This window comes from Bifidobacterium choladohabitans (genome assembly GCF_016102005.1).
GTDB lineage: Bacteria > Actinomycetota > Actinomycetes > Actinomycetales > Bifidobacteriaceae > Bombiscardovia > Bombiscardovia choladohabitans.
Window position 1 is genome coordinate 729,101 of sequence record NZ_JACFPL010000001.1, and the last position, 19,232, is coordinate 748,332.

13 protein-coding genes are annotated in these 19,232 nt (G+C 51.3%); 7 read left to right on the top strand and 6 right to left on the bottom strand.

The window, feature by feature from the left end; all coding sequences use genetic code 11:
* Positions 1 to 344: 344 nt before the first annotated feature.
* Positions 345 to 731 carry a hypothetical protein gene (locus tag H3S97_RS03070; RefSeq protein WP_155804679.1) on the bottom strand — a complete coding sequence of 129 codons (387 nt, stop codon included), beginning with the start codon at positions 729 to 731 and terminating at the stop codon, positions 345 to 347.
* 75 nt (positions 732 to 806) lie between these two features.
* Between H3S97_RS03070 and H3S97_RS03075 the strand changes: the two genes are divergently transcribed.
* The 4 genes from H3S97_RS03075 (at position 807) to H3S97_RS03090 (ending at position 6,577) form a co-directional block, all read left to right on the top strand.
* On the top strand, positions 807 to 1,508 hold the full coding sequence (locus H3S97_RS03075; RefSeq protein WP_024627009.1) for an ABC transporter ATP-binding protein: 702 nt from the start codon (positions 807 to 809) through the stop codon (positions 1,506 to 1,508).
* 170 nt (positions 1,509 to 1,678) lie between these two features.
* Positions 1,679 to 2,935, top strand: coding sequence for an FtsX-like permease family protein (locus H3S97_RS03080; protein ID WP_198177152.1), 1,257 nt, complete (start codon positions 1,679 to 1,681; stop codon positions 2,933 to 2,935).
* A gap of 296 nt (positions 2,936 to 3,231) precedes the next feature.
* Complete coding sequence (locus H3S97_RS03085) at positions 3,232 to 4,764, top strand: ABC transporter ATP-binding protein (protein ID WP_269749240.1); 1,533 nt, start codon at positions 3,232 to 3,234, stop codon at positions 4,762 to 4,764.
* A complete protein-coding gene (locus H3S97_RS03090; RefSeq protein WP_082097816.1) occupies positions 4,754 to 6,577 on the top strand; it encodes a prolyl oligopeptidase family serine peptidase in 1,824 nt (607 codons plus the stop codon). The genes H3S97_RS03085 and H3S97_RS03090 overlap by 11 nt, the downstream gene beginning before the upstream one ends.
* A 1,499-nt stretch (positions 6,578 to 8,076) precedes the next feature.
* Here H3S97_RS03090 and H3S97_RS08490 read toward each other — a convergent pair.
* The 5 genes from H3S97_RS08490 to H3S97_RS03115 form a co-directional block, all read right to left on the bottom strand.
* Positions 8,077 to 9,465, bottom strand: a complete 1,389-nt coding sequence (locus H3S97_RS08490; protein WP_198219575.1) for a sensor histidine kinase — start codon at positions 9,463 to 9,465, stop codon at positions 8,077 to 8,079.
* A gap of 107 nt (positions 9,466 to 9,572) precedes the next feature.
* Complete coding sequence (locus H3S97_RS03100; RefSeq protein WP_198219576.1) at positions 9,573 to 10,304, bottom strand: response regulator transcription factor; 732 nt, start codon at positions 10,302 to 10,304, stop codon at positions 9,573 to 9,575.
* A 76-nt stretch (positions 10,305 to 10,380) separates the two neighbouring features.
* On the bottom strand, positions 10,381 to 11,250 hold the full coding sequence (locus H3S97_RS03105) for an ABC transporter permease (RefSeq protein WP_198219577.1): 870 nt from the start codon (positions 11,248 to 11,250) through the stop codon (positions 10,381 to 10,383).
* Between the two features lies 1 nt (position 11,251).
* Positions 11,252 to 12,103: an ABC-2 family transporter permease gene (locus H3S97_RS03110; RefSeq protein ID WP_198219578.1), complete on the bottom strand. Its 852-nt coding sequence runs from the start codon at positions 12,101 to 12,103 to the stop codon at positions 11,252 to 11,254.
* Complete coding sequence (locus tag H3S97_RS03115; protein WP_198219579.1) at positions 12,100 to 12,795, bottom strand: lantibiotic protection ABC transporter ATP-binding protein; 696 nt, start codon at positions 12,793 to 12,795, stop codon at positions 12,100 to 12,102. The genes H3S97_RS03110 and H3S97_RS03115 overlap by 4 nt, the downstream gene beginning before the upstream one ends.
* 271 nt (positions 12,796 to 13,066) lie before the next feature.
* On the opposite strand from H3S97_RS03115, the gene H3S97_RS03120 reads away from it, so the two are divergent.
* From H3S97_RS03120 to H3S97_RS03130, 3 genes are read left to right on the top strand one after another with little or no spacing between them, the layout of a single operon-like run.
* On the top strand, positions 13,067 to 14,722 hold the full coding sequence (locus H3S97_RS03120) for a type I restriction-modification system subunit M (protein ID WP_198219580.1): 1,656 nt from the start codon (positions 13,067 to 13,069) through the stop codon (positions 14,720 to 14,722).
* Positions 14,723 to 14,739: 17 nt separating this feature from the next.
* Positions 14,740 to 16,038 carry a restriction endonuclease subunit S gene (locus tag H3S97_RS03125; protein ID WP_198219581.1) on the top strand — a complete coding sequence of 433 codons (1,299 nt, stop codon included), beginning with the start codon at positions 14,740 to 14,742 and terminating at the stop codon, positions 16,036 to 16,038.
* Positions 16,035 to 19,145, top strand: coding sequence for a type I restriction endonuclease subunit R (locus H3S97_RS03130; protein ID WP_232356222.1), 3,111 nt, complete (start codon positions 16,035 to 16,037; stop codon positions 19,143 to 19,145). Before H3S97_RS03125 ends, H3S97_RS03130 begins: the two co-directional genes overlap by 4 nt.
* The last annotated feature ends 87 nt before the right edge of the window (positions 19,146 to 19,232 follow it).

The window sequence follows — 19,232 nt, forward strand, 5'->3', positions numbered from 1 at the left end:
CCACGGAGTAGTCAACGCTTCAGAGGCCCGTTGGAAGAAATCAGAGGCGGCCAGACCAAAACGCTGCGTGGATGCTTGCCAAGTTGAACCAATAATATACATAAACACGGCCGAAGTCGTCAAGGCCTTTGCTTCAGTATGCATTCTCAGGCCTGTCTCATGACAGAGACGGTATCTTTGCTGCACTTAACTTGGCAGCGCCCTAGTTGCCGAATCCCCCCCCCCCCCCAAAAATACTAGATCTTCATTAGAAAAGCTTTAATCAATTTGGGCTCATCTGGCATAAAAACCCTTATCTGCCCTGAGAATCCTATTTAAGACCCTCTTGTGATTATTCGACAGGCTCAGCTGGCGTTATCTGAGCAGTAAATAGTCTTATAGGCCAACCATGGTAGTTCTTGCCAGCCGTCTGCCCTAACGATCCTTTCAGTGGAGACACCATTGGAAATAGCACTAAACACGAGAAAGAGAGGAGAGAGACGGACAAAATGCACAACATTATCGATCTGCAGAATAGTAATATCGCCATGAATGATGAAGCCGCTCATCATAGCGGCGTCAGCATATTTGCATGCCACGGCGGTGGGCATGATAATATCTGGAGTTGATGGACCTGCAGCTAATCCACAAAAATATGCCACTGCGATGACGTATTCACCAAAATGGCATGGGCTGTCATTTTTGCCTTGATGATGGCAAGGACAACAGTCATGTAAGTCTATGGGTGCCATCCTTGTATGGCATCCATAGCATTATTCTGATGAAGATTTATAAGTCGCGAGAACGGCGATGATGGGAGAACGGTGATGAGTGGTGCTTCAGTGAGTTCAAATGGATTGACGATGACGGTGACTCCGAGGAAGGATGATTCGATCACCATCCTCGACCATGTCGACTTCCATGCTGAGCCCGGAAGAATCACGGGGATTGTCGGCCCCTCAGGCAGCGGAAAGTCCACCTTGCTGTACTGCCTTTCGGGATTGGAACGTGCGACATCCGGAAGCATCTCCCTTCTAGGGCATGACATCACGCATATGCGAGCGTCCGCGCTCACTCGGTTTCGGCGTCGGCATCTGGGATTCGTGTTTCAGTCCTACAACCTGATCACGAGCATGACGGTGGAGGAGAACCTCGCGCTGCCATTCACCCTGCGCGGCCGTCGACTCCCCAAGCAAAAAGCGGATGAGATGTTGCGGTACTTCGGATTGGCAAACGAGAAAAAAAGGAGCGTGACGATGCTCTCAGGCGGAGAGCAGCAACGTGTCGCGCTTGCACGAGTGCTACTCTCCGATGCAGATATCATTTTCGCCGACGAGCCGACTGGAGCCTTGGATCAGGAATCTGGCGCCAAGGTCATGCAGGTGTTCAAAAGTCTGGCTATGGATGCGGGCAGGACCGTAGTAATAGTGACCCACAGTGGAGAGGTAGCCGGACAGTGCGACCAGATCGTTGAGGTCCGTGATGGCCACGTGCTGAACGCCGATGCGGAGAGCGGGGCCGGTATATGAGGGGCGCACTCTCTGATCTGAAAGCAGCCCCGGCCGTATGGGCAGGCGTATGGCTGTCACTAATCGTTTCCCAGACCGCTGTGTGCACTATTGTCGCCGCGCGCAGGGCTATTGATGCCGCTTACCACGGACCGGATGCCGGGCTAGGCGCCAACCTTTCCGGCCCAGCAATGCTGTTCAGCGTGGTCATAGCCGTGTTCGTAATGCTGTGGGTCGTGACCGCCGCTCTGAACCAGCGTCGGCACCAACTAGCATTGCTGGTCCTTCAAGGCGCCACGCCTTGGCAGCTGCTCTTCGGGAATCTGGCTATCATCATCGTCCTATTCATCTTGGCAGCAGTAGCGTCATCCCTCCTGACGCCGCTGGCAGCACCATATCTGTTCGACCTCCTGGCCAGAGCATTCGAGCTGAAACTGACGTATCAAGCAACCCAGCTGCTGGCATCCATCGGCACTGGGTTGGCCATTGCCGGAGTCGCCGTCCTTGCAGGCACAGTGCTGACCGTGCGCACACTATCCAAGATCAGGCCGATAGAGGCGCTTCGGCAGTCACAAAACCCGCCGAGACAAGTGAACGCATTCCGTGTTCTGCTAGGCGCATCGTTGCTCGTGGGAGCGATATGCGCGCTCATCATCCCGGGGACAGCTACACGCAAGATAGACTCTGGCGAGCTCGCCACGCACATTTCCGGCAGGAATCCCATAGAGTCCAGAGTGACAGGATTCATTGGGTTCTCCATGGGAGGCATGTTCCTCCTGATCTTCGCATTGGCTGTTCTGGCTCCCTATGTCATGCACTGGTTCACCAAAGGATGGACGCATCTTCTCCCCCTGCCGTTCAGCACCTGGAAACTCGCTAGGCAGCAGGCCGTTGGGAGGATCCAACGACAGAACGCGACCATCATTCCCATGACGGCCGGCTTGTCGTTGCTCATGACTTTCTCTGGTGTGTTGCATACGCTGACCGACAGCCTCAAGAATTTCGCCAGTAACGGCCATTCCATGAACGTGAACCCACACATGCTGACGAACCTGATGGCCATGCTCGGCCCTGCGCTCATCATCGCTTTGGTGGGCGCAATCTCCGGACTGATGATCACCGCACGAGGGCGACGCCTGGATCTGGCGCTGACATACGTATCCGGTGCCAGTACCGGACAGTTGCGCATTTTGGGAGCCCTCGATGGTCTCATTTCGATGGTCACCTCGGTGCTGCTCGCCTTCGTCATCACACTGCTCAGCACCTGCGGCACCGCCTTCATGCTGCAACGATATCTGGGAAGCGCAAAGATAAGCGTTCAATGGGGATATTGGGCGGTCATCGCACTCCTCGCTATTGTCGTAGGCGCCCTCGTCACAGGCGTGCAGGCGCTGTGCGCGCGTTCCGAGGATTCTGTGAGGGTCATATCACGTGCAGTCGGTGAGTAACCACCCCCAACAAAGGACGAAAATGTCGCCACACAAGCGGAATAGTAATGAGAAAACCGCATCTTTGATAGACGTGCCCCGCCTTTTGAAATCCATAAGGGTGTTTTATTCACGGTTAGTCTGCTAAGTATAGCGAGCGCCCTCTTAAATCTGGCTCAGCCACAGCTTGTCAATGTCATTCTTGGACGCGTGCAGCATAACATGCGATCCGCAGTGCCCCTCTAATAGCGTTGGCAGGAGTGTTTCTGTCCGGCGCAGCAATCACTTCTTTTGACGCTTACCTGCTGTTGAACGATATGAGACGGTCTCTAGTAATGCATATTCTGCATTTGCCGTTCAAAGATCTGGACCAGTCGCATACAGGCAACGTAATTTCTATTATTTCATCTGATACAAATGAGCTGAAGCGCTTGCTGACCGATGGATTACCAGAAGTGTTTGGCACTTTACTGGTGTTCATAGGCGCGTGTGTGGGAATGGTCATAATCAGTCCCGTCATGTTCGTTATCTCTCTTTCGACCTGTCTTGTTACCGTCGGTTTACTGGTAGTCTTATCCGGAAAATTACAAGACTTCTCCAGAGGGGCTCAAACGGCCATAGGAGATATGACGTCTGCAGCCACTGATGCTTTGATGGGTTTAAAAACGATCAGGGCCTTCAACGCTACAGAGCAGGAGACCGACATAATCAGCGAAAAGGCCAAACAAGCGTACACATTTGGTCGTCTAATTTCCAAGAAGCAATCACTAATACAGCCATCAGGAATGGCCTTAATGCAGTTGTGCCTAATGATTGTATTGGGGATCGGCGCTTTCCAAGTGGTCAAAGGGGTGATGACTGTTCAGCAACTGGTAACTTTCTCTATGTACTTAGAAATGATGTTTACACCTATGGCGACACTTTCGTCGGCATTTAGCAGCCTGTTCAGAGCGTTGGGCGCATACTCCAGAATTCAAGCAATAATGGGAATGTCGACCGAAGATGCAACGTCAGCAGGAGCAGTGTCCTGTAAGCTCCAAAGGAAGATCCCCAACCCCGATCGGATTGACATCGATTTTGACCATGTTGATTTTTCTTATGATGACACACAAGAAAATCGTGGCAAGCTCCAATTGAATGATGTAAGTGTACATATGAAAGGCGGTGACGTCTACGCGATAGTCGGACCATCCGGAGCAGGGAAATCAACCATGCTGGCCCTCATAGAGGCATTCTATAAGCCGAATCATGGCCACATTCTCTTTAATGGTGTTGACATTTCAACGCTTAGCTCCTCTTATGTACATTCTCTGATCGGCTATGTTGAACAAGATGCCCCTATCTATTCTGGTTCTTTCAGAACGAATTTGGCGATGAACAAGAACGACGTATCTGATGAAGACTGCTGGGATGCCTTGAATAAGGTGAACCTCGCGCAAAAAGTGAGAGGCACCTCCGATGGATTGGATACCTTGGTAGGCGAACGCGGTGTGTTGCTGAGTGGTGGTGAACGTCAACGCTTGGCCCTGGCAAGGTTGTTGCTCATAAAGCGGCCAATTATCTTGCTTGACGAAACAACCTCTAATTTAGACGCTAAAAACGAGGAGTTGGTCACACAAGTTATTCATGCCAATTTTCCCGAGCAGACAATTGTTATGGTAGCTCATAGATTAGAATCGATCGCTTCGTCAGATAGAATCATAGTTTTGGCCAGTGGAACCATCAACGGAGTTGGGACACATGCTGATCTGAGCATGAACAATCCTTTGTACCAACAATTGTGTAGGAATACAGGGATGGATGACATTGATTTAAGTCACATGCAGGAAAGATGCATCAATGGACAATAGCAAGCCGTTTCGCATTGGCGATTGGTGGTATTCAGAAACAAGCAATTCCAATAACGATTTCATTCTTGAAAGGCTTTCATGCGGGGACAAGTCAAAGGAACGCCACCCAAAAATCGCCTGCAAATTAAGCGCTTCCGTCATTAACCGATTTTATGGATTGCAAATCGGCTTCAACGGGAAGATCGCCGTCTCCATCCTCCACTCTGAATTGGATTCGTCGTACGAGTTGAATCTAATAGCACTAGAAACAGCCACTTTACTGACGACTGTCAATACCGCAGGTAGTGATGTCTGCTTATCGCCTGATGATTCGTGGTTGTACTATCTATCGCTCGATAGAGATGGAAGTCCCAAAGAACTCAGGAAGAGACGTACAGCATTCCCATTTCTAGATGTTAACCTTAAGACTTTGTCAGTAGGGAAATGGGCCACGATAGATGTGTTACCTTCGCGCAGATTTCTTTTTCTGCATGAGGGAGACAGCACCTTCCTTATACACACTGATGGTCATCTCGCTGATTCCCCTCAATTATGCTCGCGAAACGTCAATGGCCTGAGAAAAGTTCAAGATGTAAGTGCTAAAGGGAACACGTACTTCATTGGGTACGGAAATGATGGAGAAGACCAGCAATACATCATCGTTGTTAACGGAGAAAAGAGCTTATTGAGACCACAAGCTTGGAAATATGTCCATGTAAGCGTCAAGGGCATCATCACTGACTATGCGATTTTCAACGACGAGATTCTTCTGGTTATCCGCACAGGCGGTGATGAAAATATCATATGGACAACCTGGATGAGCGTCATCAATGAACCAGGCGAAGTGAAATGGAAGATGGTAGCAACGGAACCAAGCGTGCATCATACTTCGCTTTTTCTGGTACAGGCGTTTAGTCCTCAGCATTGCCAAATGATGGTGGATGTTTGTTGTCCGGCTTGCAAAGTCTCTTCATATGCCTATATAGGAAAGGGCATTGTTGATTGGCACAAGGGGCTAGACCGTCATCACCAAATGATTGAACCAAATCATTATATTAGATTTCTTACTCCCCTATCATACGATAACGCAAAAATCCCTGTTACATTGATTTGTCCTAAAAACACGAGAGAAACTCCGCTTAATAACACAGTAGTGGTTCTTTTGGTATATGGCGCTTACGGGAAAAATCTTGATCCTACATACGATTCATCCATCCAATATCTGGTGAGCAGAGGCATGCATATAGCCTATGCGCATGTCAGGGGAGGAGGCGAGCTTGGGACTGAATGGCATCACGCCGGCCAGAGGGGTAACAAACAAAACGCCATAAATGATTATATATCGGTGTCTATATCCATAAAACATGAATGTGCTGGGGATGATGTGCACATCATTGCTGCGGGAGCAAGTGCGGGAGGAGCGATAGCGGCTGCAGCATTAAACCAACGCCCTGATCTATATGATGCCGCATACTTAGTGGCACCATTTATTTCGCCGCTAAAAGCAGTTCTTAATGACAGAAACCCTAGGCTTGCTATAGACCAAGAGGAATTTGGAAGAACCCAATATCCTCGAGAAATTGAATATCTTAGATCTTGGTCTCCTCTGGAAAATGTTGCCCACCAATCTTATCCTCCCATATGCATTGCTGTTAATAAACTTGATACTAATGTGAATAATTCGGATATATATCTATATGCGAGGAAAATACGAGCCGCTGGCGGCAGGATTTTCATTTCAACTAGAGAACAGGCGACTCACACTTTCGTCTTGCCTTCTAAAGATATCTTTGATGAAATTAATTGGTTGCTTAATTTTCAGCATGATACGTAGTCACTGCTGAACTGATCGTTGAGTATCTAACGGCAAGGTTTAGCTGAAGAAGTTGCACGCGAATTTCCATAGGTCGTACAGGAACAAATCTCGGAATTGCTCATTCTCAAAACATAACCCATGCTGTTCCGAACAACCAATCAGCTATCTTTTTTATGATTATCTGATCTCAATGATGATGATTTCCTATAGACCTAAGAGACTGAACCTGACTTCAGCCACTCAATAATAATCTAAACGGGTATGCGTAAGTTAATAGATGCCGTGCGCTCCGGTCTTCCCTAAGCCATGATGGGATGATACGAAAGCGCTTGGAAGGAGGAAAAAGAGGGTACAGCCAGTGCATTATGTCGGTCGTGTCCTTTCGGCATTTTTGCATCTCGGGCCATGGCGACGGTCTTAGAGCTCCTCCGGTCGTCCTCTTCCCACTTCTCGTTCCTGATCTGCGCATAATTCTGTCCCTTTTTCTTTATTAGTGCATTGTGCTAGGAGGAAGGAAGTAGATGTAGGCGGTCACGTAGACTCAATAAACAATGGCAGTTTCAAAACCAGCAGTTCACACTATTAACGGTCGCGCAGACTGCAACACGATCACATCCCCGTTGTTTTTGCAGGCCCTGCCCTTGACTATGCCGCCTGATCATGCATTATGTCCATCTATTGAATTTGATCTGATTGCGTGTTCTTTGGATATGATTGCCTCTGCACTAGATGGTGCACTCCGTTGAGCGCGGCTTATGAAAATACGGCGTCTTTCAGGGCTCAACATATTGGCATCGGTCTGAGGATCTACCGAAACATTATCGCATCGGAAGTCCCGAAAACCTCAGTTTCTTTTAGCTGTGTAGGCTTCATGCGGCATCGGCATCCTGGATCCGGGCATGACCGCCTGTGCTGGTGCTTGTTGTTTTGTGGTAGATTAGTCTTTCATCCATGCATCTGCCGCTAACAGAAACCAAAATCACCGTTTTGCCGTCAATCAGGCCTTCGCTATAATCGGCTTGACCTTGTGGGACTCATCTCTTCCCCCTGTACCATTATTGCCTTCTCCAGCTCCTGTACGTCACGGACACCGACAACCTAGACTAAGATTCTCGTCAAGCCCACACACAGCGATGCCGCCCTCATCCTGGCCGAACAGCGACGACAACCAGTCATACACCGTCGGAGGCCCTTGGCTGGCGGCTTTGGCTTCTATCGATTGGCTTTCACAACCCTTGTGCTGAATCGAACGCACAACCTCCTCCAGCGACCGATCGCTCTGTTCAGCGTCATCTGATTTTTACATGCAGGTCCCTACAGTCCCTACAAATTTATAATTCCTGTTATCTGTAACATACAGATCTACTAAAGAATGGCAAACCTCTGTAATCAATTACTAAATAATTGATGTTTTTATAATTAATAGCCCACGACTAACACTATTTCCTAATCTTTACCACTGCGCAATTCTTAACTGGACACCGAGTTTGCTGTGACCGGTATCAGCTCCGCTGAATTCACTGCACTGGCAAAGATACAGTGACTGCTGCGCCATCGCCACTGGCTGCATTGGCCAGGATTAGGCGGCCTCCTGCACTTTCCACAGTCGACCGCGCTGCAGCCAGGCCGATGCCATGGTGACCGCTGGAGCCGTGCCGACTGCTGTCAGCCTGATAGAGCCATTCCGTGGCATGGGCCAGAGCCCGGCTGCTGAAACCTGGACCCCGGTCACGCACGGTCACCACTAAGGCTCGCCCGCCCTCCTGACCACCCTCCAGCCTCCAGGTCAACGTCACTAGGCCATGGTCCGGCGAGTAGTCAGCCGCGTTCGCAACGATGTTCATGATCGCTCGGACAAGGTCAGCGGCATCACCGGAAATGTGACCAGCGGCGGAATCCAGACGGCCATCGCTCTCAAGCCGCAGCCCCCGGGCTTTCGCATAGCCTTGGGCTTGATTGTCGACCATATCCCTCAGGACAGCTGTGGCGACCCCAGATCGTCCGGAGGCCGCACCCATGGAGCCCTGGCTGATGGCCTGGGCATAGTCAGCCATTTCACGGATGGCACCCTCGATATAACCCAGGTAGGTCTGCTGCTCCTGGCTGAGCTCGGTCTCGCTTAACAGTTCTGCATTGCCTCGCATGACGGTCAAAGGCGTTTTCAAATCGTGAGCCAGGGCTGCCACCTGCCGCCGCTGGGCCTCCTGTGCCGTCCAGGTCGCCTCCAGGGACTTCCTGAGCGTGACGCGCATCCGGTCGAAGGAGTCCAGCACCCGGTTGATCTCCAGGATGTTGGTGCGGGGCAGCCCGACCTCCAGATCCTGGCGCCCTATATCGGCAGCCACCTGGTTGAAAACCTTGAGCTTGGAAGATATGACATGAGCTGCCCTCAGCCCGACCGCCAGCAGAGTAATCGGCAGGGCCGCCGCAAATGCCGCCAGCAGGAAGTCCTGAGGGTTGGGGTACCGGTCACGGGCCTGCTTCGAAACCCACTGCGGCATGATCTGATAAGCCAGAACGCACCGGCTTCCATCAGCCGTGGCATAGATGGCATACGTCGCTTCCTTGCCCACGCGGGTGCCCAGCGGCTGGCCGGTCTTCCTTCCCTGCTCCTCCACCAGCGTGGATGCCCCGCGCTCAGGATGATCGGCCGCCAACAGGTCCGCATCAGCCGCCATGCCAGGGCCCATGTCGCCCTCCAAGGGACGTCCTCGATGGTCATAGGTCCGGTACCAGTAGGCTGCGGGAATCATGGCGTCGTCCACAGTGGCCGAACTGCTGATGGTGCGCCCCACCTCCTCCAGGTGCCGTTCGCCGTAGTTGGCCCAAAGGAAGTCGCCCCTGGCGCCCAGACCCGTCCAGACCGCGTCGATGCCGGCGAAGAGCAGGACCAGTGCTAGGAGCACATAAAGAAAGTATCTGATAATCAGCAGAACAATGGGGATCCCTTTGCGGCCGGACGCACCCTTCCCCTCGCTGCTCCGCCTCTGTGGCGATCCGGGCCCGCCGCCGGTCAGGCCGCCCACTGGTACCCCACCGACCAGATGGTTCTGATGGGATCCGCTCCCAGGGCTTTGAACTTGCGCCGGACATTGCTCAGGTGCACCCTGACCGCTGCAGTGGCATCGCCGTTTGGACTATTGGCGGCCGAGTCGTCCGCCGTGGCCAGGCAGGCCTCCCATATCTGCGGAGGCGTATATGCCCGCCCAGGATGTTGGGCCAAGAGGGCGCATATGCGGTATTCCGCATCCGTCAGATTGGCTTTGTGCCCATTCACTCTGATTTGACGCGTCTGAAGATCCATGTCCAAGGAGCCGAAACGCAGAAGCGGGCGTCTGGACCGGCTGCCCTGGGACAGCCGCGCCCTGACCTTGGCGCGGAGTTCGGCTACGCCGAAGGGCTTGCGTATGTAATCGTCGGCACCTAGGCCATAGGCCAGCACAGCGCTGTCCTCGTCGGTCTTGGCCGTCAGGAAGATGATCGGGCAGGACGCTCGGTCCCTGATGGATGCCAGGAGGGCGAAGCCGTCCATGTGAGGCATCATGACATCGCACAGGATCAGGTCGACCGAGGACAGATCCATCTTCGTAACCTTTCGGGAATCGTTGATCACGGTCACCGCGTGGCCGTCCTTGGACAGGGCCGCCATCAGCAGCGCAGTGATCCTGGGATCGTCGTCCACCACCAGGATGGTGGCCTGATGCCGATCGCCCCCATGGGAAAGGTCGGCCTGCGTGTCAACCATGATCGGCTCCTTCTCTGCGCTTGGCCTCCCCCGGCTCAGCCGGCATACATGCCTGTCAGGCGTTTCTCAGCCCAGTCTAATCGCTGGCCTTGTGCCGGTCTTCGAACCAGCCGATCCACAGCATGAGCGCCACGGCCAAGGCCAGGGTAAAGTCCAGGCAGGGAACCAGATTATCCAAGGCAGTTACGCCGATGGAGACCCGTAGGCCGTCCCCTCCCGGCATGGTCAGGGCCAAGGCCTGCTCAATGCCCAGGGAGCCGAAGCGGGCGGGCCAGGTGAAGGGGATCCACCGGCTGACCCCAGTGGGGCCGGCCCCGGCCAGGGTGTGACTGTACAGGCCGTTGAGCAGGCCTCCCAGGGAGCCGATGGCGGTCCCAGTGCCGACGACCCCGACGGCAATGGTCAGGTTCCTGCCGAAACGCATGGCCAGGGCTATGGCCAAGAGGTAGAGGCAGAGGGAACCCCCGGCAATGCCCAGGATGGCGAGCGCGAGGGCGGAGACCGGCGTCCCCGCCCGGCCTGCCAGAGCCATGGGCAGGCGGAAGGCCAGGGCGGCCAGGACCAGAGCCAGCAGGCCCAAGATCCAGAGCACCATGATCTTGGCTGTCAGGCCCAGGCGGCGGCTGGGAATCCCCAGGAGGTTGGCCATGTCGCCAGCCTCGCGCTCGGTTTCGATGTTCAAGGCGACGATGATGGCGACCATCAGGGGCATGAAGGCACCCAGAATCTGGAAGAAGGCATCGGTCCCGAACCCGGGGTCGTAAGGGGCTGCAACGAAGTAGGCGCCGCAGGCGATCCCGGCCGCCAGCCCGCAGACGGCGTGGATGGGGATGAGCGCTGATCCGCGCAGCCGTCCGGCCTCCGAGACTATGGCCCGGCAGATGGTTGTCCTGGGTTGCCTGGTCGGAACGGTCTGTCTGGCGGCGCGTCTGTAGTGCACGGTCATGTCAGTCGGCCTCCTTATGCGAGAACCAGATTCCCGTCAGGAGGGACAGGAGCAGGAACCAGACCAGACAGACCGCCAGCGCCGTCAGGCTCTGACCGCCGAAGACGGACAGTGCGGTCTTGATCGGACTACTGCTCTCGATTTTCAGGGGCACGCCATCGGGCATGACCGTCATGAAAGGCACTGGCAGGCTGATCATGGCGGAGGGCGGCAGGAAGGGCCATAGCCGTTGGTTTCCCCAGAAGGTTGTCGAGACCAGCAGGTCCGCCATATAAGGCAGGCCGAATCCGATCAGGATGCCGAATCTGGCGGTCAGCGCCAATCCCGCCGGTATCATCCAGGAGCAGGCCAGGACCAGCATCAGGGCGCTGATGACAAAATCAGCCGGAGAGGGCCCCTCGACTCCAGAGATGGCGATCATGAGCGCCGGCAGGCCCAGAGCCAGCAGGGTGGCGACGCCGACCAGGAACAGGCAGTAGACGATCTTGGCCCACCAAACCAGAATGGGCGCGGCGGGCAGGGCCAGGGTCGTCCTCCACTGCTGCCTTGCGTCGATGCTGGCCACGGCGGCGCTCATCAGGGCAGCCATGGCTGGAAGGAGCAGGACATACCAGTAGTTGACCGAAGAGGGCGACCAGACATGCAGTCCGAACACGAGGACAGCCATGATGATAATGAGCACCAGAGGAAAGGCCAGGGCCATACGCCTCGGCGCGGCCGACCGACCTTTCATGATCTCTACTGCCAGGATCCTGCCGAAGGGGATGCCTCCGGCCCTGACCCGCGTCCCGATCTGGTCGCCTGATGCAGCCACATTATCTTGGGTCAGTTCTTCAAGGTTCCTGCTGCTCATCGCGACCTCCTGAGCACATCCATGAACAGCCCCTCCAGGTCCTCCCCGGCATGCAGCTCATTCTCGTAGGCCAGGCGGCCGTCGGCGATGATGCCGATGTGATCCGCCAGGACCGACACCTCGGAGAGGATATGGCTGGAGACGATCACGCTCATCCCCTGCTGGGGGAAACTGCGGATCATCCCTCTCAGCTCCTCGATGCCCAGCGGATCCAGCCCGTTGGTGGGCTCATCCAGGATCAGCAGCCGAGGTTTGGTCAGGATGGCGTTGGCTATCCCCAGGCGCTGCTTCATGCCCAGGGAGAACTGCCCAGCCTTCTTGGAGCCCGTATCGACAAGTCCGGCAATGGAGAGCGCCTGGTCGATCCGCTCATCAGGCAGGCCAAACAGGGTGGTGCGCACCTTGAGGTTCTGGCGGGCCGTCAGGTTGGGGTAGACGGGCGGCTGCTCAATCAGAGCACCGATGTCGTAAAGGTCCCGGCGCGACCAAGGGTGTCCATCCAGGATCATGGACCCGCCGCTAGGGCGCAGCATGCCTGTGACCATCTTCAGAGTGGTGGATTTGCCAGCCCCATTGGGGCCCAGAAGCCCGTAGACTCCGCCCTCGGGTACATGCAGGGACACCTGGTCGACGGCCCGCTGCCCATGGCCGAAGACCTTGGTCAGCCCCTCGGTCCGTAATATGTAATGCATGATCGGCTCCTCTCCGTTTCCGTATGGCAGGAGCCAGACTAAAGACCGAAAATAAAGAAAGATAAAGGTAAACGTGCCTGAACATAGTCTTATACCATCAACCAGTTGATGCGGTCGCCCTATGCCTGCGGACTTTACCCGACTGGTTAATTTGGCTGTTCTCTGTCCTGATCGATAACCATATACTGAGACTATAAATATGTGCGGTCCGTCCAGCAGCATGATCTGCCTGTTTGATATCGCACATGCAGGAGCACAAGGAGCACATGGAATGGCAGATACCAGGGAAATCCAACGAGCGGAATTACACAAGACTATCTGGAAAATGGCAAATGAATTACGGGGCTCTGTGGACGGCTGGGACTTCAAATCCTATGTCCTTGGGCTGCTCTTCTACCGCTTCATATCCGAAAATCTGACAGACTATCTTAATGCAGCTGAACACGCAGCGGGCAATAGCGATTTCGATTATGCACAGCTATCCGACGAACAGGCAGAACTTGGACGCGACGACACGGTCGCAGAAAAGGGTTTTTACATCCTCCCTTCTGATCTGTTTGTCAACGTGCAAGCCAATGCTACTCAAGACGAGAATCTGAATGAGACTCTGGAGAGCGTATTTAAGAATATTGAAAAATCGGCCCTAGGAACGGCTAGCGAGGATAACTTCAGGGGGCTTTTTGATGACTTGGACGTCAATAGCAACAAGCTGGGTCCTACTGTGGCTGAGCGTAACAAAAAGCTCAGCAGACTGCTGACAGCTATTGGTGACATGCAGCTGGGGTTTGACGACGATACTCAGATAGACACCTTTGGTGATGCTTATGAATTTCTGATGAATATGTATGCTTCTCAAGCAGGAAAATCCGGCGGTGAATTCTTTACCCCCCAAGAGGTCTCGGAACTGCTGGCCAGAATCACAGTAGTCGGCAAAACCCATGTCAACAAGGTATATGACCCAGCCTGCGGATCCGGCTCCCTTCTGCTTCAGTTCAATAAAGTACTAGGTGAAGGTAACGTGCAGCAGGGGTTCTTCGGCCAGGAAATTAACCCCACCACATATAACTTGGCAAGAATCAACATGTTCCTGCACAATGTGAACTATATGAAGTTTCACATAGCTCATGGGGACACTCTGACATCACCTGCATACGATAATGAAGAGCCCTTCGAGGCCATAGTATCCAATCCACCTTATTCCACTAAATGGGATGGCAAAAACAACCCGACTCTCATTAATGACGCGCGGTTTTCACCAGCGGGCGTGCTAGCACCAGTATCCAAAGCGGATCTGGCATTCACCATGCACATTCTTTCCTGGCTGGCTGAAGATGGCACAGCAGCCATTGTCGAATTCCCAGGAGTACTTTATCGAGGTGGCGCCGAGCGAAAGATCAGAAAATACTTAATAACTAATAATTATATAGATGCCATAATCCAACTCCCACCGAATCTATTCTTCGGCACCACGATCGCAACTTGCATAATAGTACTGAAGAAGTCCAAAACAGATAACAACATTCTGTTTATAGATGCCTCAGATCAATTCGTGCACTCAGGCAACAAAAATAAACTTGCTAAAGCTAACCGTCAAAAAATTTTGAACTGGTATAGACAACGCAAAGATGCTGATCACCGAGCTAGATTGGTTGCAAATTCAGACGTTAGCGAAAATGAATATAATTTCTCAGTTTCCAGCTATGTACAACCCGCATCCGCTGATGAAGCAGTTGACATTCATAAAATCAACAGACTGATTGACGATACAGTAAGACGTCAACAAGAGTTAAGAACACAAATCGACGCTATTGTAAACAACCTAGAGGACAGGAATGGGAAAGATAGCTACTCCTCTCCCATGAAAGCAAATTCATTGAAATCACAAAGCGTCCCATCACATGCTACCCACGCAAGAGCAACTGCTTAATTAGTGAATTACTAGTCATGGCATTAAAACAAGCTTCAAAATTTGCGCACTTAGACAAGCAGCAAGGTTTAAATATGACTACAGATACGCAATTGATTCAAGAAAAACGCTCCGAGGAAGTACCCTTTTATTCAATTGATGAAATCTTTACCCTTCGCAATGGGTATACCCCTTCGAAGTCAAATCCTGACTATTGGAATGGAACCGATACAGTCCCATGGTTTCGCATGGAAGACATCCGGAAAAACGGAGGAGTATTGGACCATGCGATCCAATCTGTTTCCCGAACAGCAATAAAAGGCGGGACGGTATTCCCTGCTAATTCTCTAATTGTCGCAACCAGCGCGACAATAGGAGCACACGCGCTGATTACTGTACCGTATCTTTCAAATCAGCGATTTACCTCTTTAACTTTGAAACCAAAATTCCGAAAAATGATCGACATGAAATTTGCTTATTACTACGGGTTCATACTTGATAAATGGTGCATGAAGAATACAACGACATCCAGCTTTTCTAGTGTGATTATGTCTAAATTTAGGCAATTCCGTTTTCCTATTCCTCCGATGCCTGTGCAAAAAGCTATTGTACGGATTCTAGAATCATTCACTTCCCTTGAAAATGAGCTAGAGAATGAATTAGAAAAGGAACTTGATGCACGATTACTCCAATATGCACATTACAAAGATTCAATATTCATCAGAGAATCTAAATTGGTGGGAACCATTCCTTTAGGAAAGGTTGGTACGTTTATCCGTGGTCAGGGATTGCAAAAAAAAGACTTCACTACCACCGGACACAGTTGCATCCACTACGGGCAAATCTATACAGATTATGACATTGAAACCACAACAACCAAATCATTTATATCGGACTCACTTGCAATGAAATTACGTCAAGCAAAGCCCGGCGATCTTGTGATAGCTACAACAAGTGAAAATGATCAGGATGTTTGCAAGGCCATAGCTTGGATGGGCCAGGAGAGCGCCGCGGTCAGTGGAGATGCTTATATATTCAGACATCGACTTAATCCGTTATATGCTGCCTTTCTTTTCTCAAGTTCCATATTCCAAAAGCAGAAAGTTCCTTTTATTACCGGCACCAAAGTGCGCCGCGTCTCGGGCAAAAATATGGCCAGAATATTAGTTCCCGTTCCGTCGCTTGAAAGACAAGCAGCCATCGCATCAACACTTGAACAGTTTCATTCCCTGATTAATCGATCAACCACATCACTTCTAGACGAAATCGAAGCTCGCCATAAACAGTATGAGTATTACCGTAATCAACTTTTGACTTTTAGGGAGTTACACGCATGAGTAACTTAGACGCATCTGCATACAGTCCTATCGCTATGTCCGAGGAAAGCACAGTCATCGCAAGATACGAGGCACCAAACTCTGACAAAGCCGGATACCAGTCTGAAGCGGATCTTGAACGAGATTTTATTCAACTCCTTGAATCCCAGGCATACGAATATGTACAAATACATACTGAACGGGATCTTATTGAAAATCTCCGATCCAGACTTGAAGATCTGAATCACATCAAATTCACCGACCAGGAATGGGATCAGTTCTTCACAACCTCCATCTCCAACAGCAACGATGGTATCGCCGAGAAAACATACCGTATACAGAAAGATTATGTCCAGGCACTTCGCCGTGACGACGGTAGTACTAAGAACATCGCTTTGATTGACAAAAAGGATATTCACAACAACGTGCTCCAGGTGATCAACCAATATGCAGTCCCCAGTGAGGCCCAGGGCGGCAGTACCACATATTCGAACAGGTACGACGTGACTATTTTAGTTAATGGCCTGCCACTGGTCCACATAGAGCTCAAACGCCGAGGTGTTAGTATCCGTGAAGCCTTCAATCAAATAAACCGATATCAGCGCGAATCTTTTTGGGCTGATTCCGGCTTGTTCGAGTATGTGCAGCTGTTTGTCATCAGCAATGGAACTTTAACTAAGTACTATTCCAATACCACACGTCAGAGACACATTGCCCAGATAGGGTATCAAAGCAAGAAGAGAAGGACCAGGCGCCAGACCTCGAACAGCTATGAGTTTACTAGCTTTTGGGCTGATGCCACCAACGAACCGATATTGGATCTAAGAGCATTCACCCGCACATTCTTTGCCAAGCACACTATTCTAAATATCCTGACACGCTACTGTGTTCTTACAGTAGATGGAACATTGATGGTGATGAGGCCCTACCAAATTGCGGCTACGGAACAAATCCTGCGAAGGATATTAGTCTCGACCAATGCTCATACGCTGGGAACGGTCAGAGCCGGTGGATACATATGGCATACCACCGGCTCCGGCAAGACCCTCACGAGCTTCAAAACCGCCCAGTTAGCCACACAGATGGAAGATGTGGACAAGGTGCTTTTCGTAGTTGATCGCAAGGATCTTGATTACCAGACCATGAGGGAATATGACAACTTCGAGAAGGGCGCAGCTAATTCGAATACTTCCACCAAAATCCTAAAACGACAGCTGGAGGACCCTGATGCCCGCATCATCATCACCACCATCCAAAAGCTGTCAAACTTTGTCCAGAATAATCCTGGACATCCTGTTTATCAGCAGCATGTCGTTATTATTTTTGACGAATGTCATCGGTCCCAATTCGGCGGCATGCACAGCCTCATTACGGACTCCTTCAAGAAATACAATCTTTTTGGCTTCACCGGAACCCCAATCTTCGCAGCGAATACGCAATCCGAAGGTAACTCGCAGTTGAGAACTACCGAACAAGTCTTCGGCGATAGATTGCATACTTATACCATCGTTGACGCTATCCGAGACAAGAATGTCCTGCCCTTCCGGATCGATTATCTAAACAGTGTAGAGGTCGGTAATGTAACCGACGATAAGGTCTCAGGAATCGATACTGAACGAGCCTTGCTGGATAATCGCCGTATCTATCAGATAGTCAAATACACACTTGAACACTTCGCACAGAAAACACGCCGACAAGACAGCTATCAGCATACGACGGTAACCAATGTTGCCGAAGTAGTGAAATCCCCTCGCGGAACTGAAGAAATCAAGAAGCCACGGCGAGTGAAAGGATTCAACGCTCTCTTTGCCACAGCGTCCATAGAAGCCGCCAAGCGTTACTACATCGAATTCCAGCACCAACAAGCTGATCTGGCGCCTGACCAACGACTCAAGATTGGGATGATTTATTCATATTCGCCCAATAGAGCTCAATCCGATGGGATATTAGATGATGAAGATTTCACAACGGATTACTTGGACAACGAAGATAGAGACTTTTTAGAAGACGTGATCGCTGATTACAACGACATGTTCCATACGAGCTACGACACCAGTGCTGACAAGTTCCAAAACTACTATAAGGACCTATCCATGCGGCTGAAAAACCGCGAGATTGACATGGTCATTGTAGTGAACATGTTTTTGACAGGCTTCGATGCCACTACACTTAACACTCTCTTTGTCGACAAAGATCTGAGAATGCACGGGCTGATTCAGGCCTTCTCGCGCACAAACAGAATACTAAACTCCATAAAAACCTATGGCAACATCGTCTCTTTCAGAAATCTGGAACAGCAGACCAACGAAGCTCTGGAATTATATGGCAACAAAGATGTTCAGGGCACCGCAGTACTAAAACCATATCGTTACTATTATGACCAGTATCAGGTCAAAGTCACGCAACTGCTTGAATCCTATCCAACAGGCAGACAAATAACTGGTGAAGAAGCACAGAAGGATTTTATTATCCTGTTTGGCGACATTCTAAGCCGTAAGAACATACTCGATAGCTTCGATGAATTCGAGGGCCACGAAATACTCTCGGCCATGCAATACCAGGACTACCTAGACATTTACCTGGATCTATATGCCGATTATCGGAGCAAGAAGAAAGCTGACAGAGAGACCATTAATGATGATCTGAACTTTGAAATCGAACTGGTCAAGCAAGTTGAAATCAATGTCGATTACATCCTTATGCTGGTCGACAAGTACCGCAAGAATCACAGCAGCGGCGAAGACAAAGAACTACGCACCACTATAACTAAAGCGGTAAGCGCCAGCCCCACCTTGCGCGACAAGCGCGATCTGATTGAGCGGTTTGTGGACACCGTCTCCATAACCGGAACAGTGGAGGAACAATGGCAACAGTTCATTTCTCAGCAGCAGCAAAAGGAGCTCACCAGCATTATTGACGAAGAGCATCTGAAACCTGAATCCACAGAGCGGTTCATGCATCAAGCCTTCGAAAACGGGGACCTACAGACAGGCGGCACCGCCATCACTCAGATCATGCCGCCCACCTCCAGGTTCACACCAACCGGCGGATACCAGGAGCAGAAACAGCGAGTGATAGATAAGCTTGTATCCTTCTTTGAACGCTTTGTGGACCTGGGACACAGTTAAAGTTCAACCTTCCTGAAAGACCTTGATATTCGACGGTGCTCGGCGGCATATCCTTCCCGCCGAGCACCGTTCCCATTGATTTTCCAC

Coding starts and splice junctions, on each gene's coding strand:
- H3S97_RS03070 (WP_155804679.1), bottom strand. CDS start 731: ATGGCACCCATAGACTTACATGACTGTTGTCCTTGCCATCATCAAGGC.
- H3S97_RS03075 (WP_024627009.1), top strand. CDS start 807: ATGAGTGGTGCTTCAGTGAGTTCAAATGGATTGACGATGACGGTGACT.
- H3S97_RS03080 (WP_198177152.1), top strand. CDS start 1,679: ATGCTGTTCAGCGTGGTCATAGCCGTGTTCGTAATGCTGTGGGTCGTG.
- H3S97_RS03085 (WP_269749240.1), top strand. CDS start 3,232: ATGAGACGGTCTCTAGTAATGCATATTCTGCATTTGCCGTTCAAAGAT.
- H3S97_RS03090 (WP_082097816.1), top strand. CDS start 4,754: ATGGACAATAGCAAGCCGTTTCGCATTGGCGATTGGTGGTATTCAGAA.
- H3S97_RS03100 (WP_198219576.1), bottom strand. CDS start 10,304: ATGGTTGACACGCAGGCCGACCTTTCCCATGGGGGCGATCGGCATCAG.
- H3S97_RS03105 (WP_198219577.1), bottom strand. CDS start 11,250: ATGACCGTGCACTACAGACGCGCCGCCAGACAGACCGTTCCGACCAGG.
- H3S97_RS03110 (WP_198219578.1), bottom strand. CDS start 12,103: ATGAGCAGCAGGAACCTTGAAGAACTGACCCAAGATAATGTGGCTGCA.
- H3S97_RS03115 (WP_198219579.1), bottom strand. CDS start 12,795: ATGCATTACATATTACGGACCGAGGGGCTGACCAAGGTCTTCGGCCAT.
- H3S97_RS03120 (WP_198219580.1), top strand. CDS start 13,067: ATGGCAGATACCAGGGAAATCCAACGAGCGGAATTACACAAGACTATC.
- H3S97_RS03125 (WP_198219581.1), top strand. CDS start 14,740: ATGGCATTAAAACAAGCTTCAAAATTTGCGCACTTAGACAAGCAGCAA.
- H3S97_RS03130 (WP_232356222.1), top strand. CDS start 16,035: ATGAGTAACTTAGACGCATCTGCATACAGTCCTATCGCTATGTCCGAG.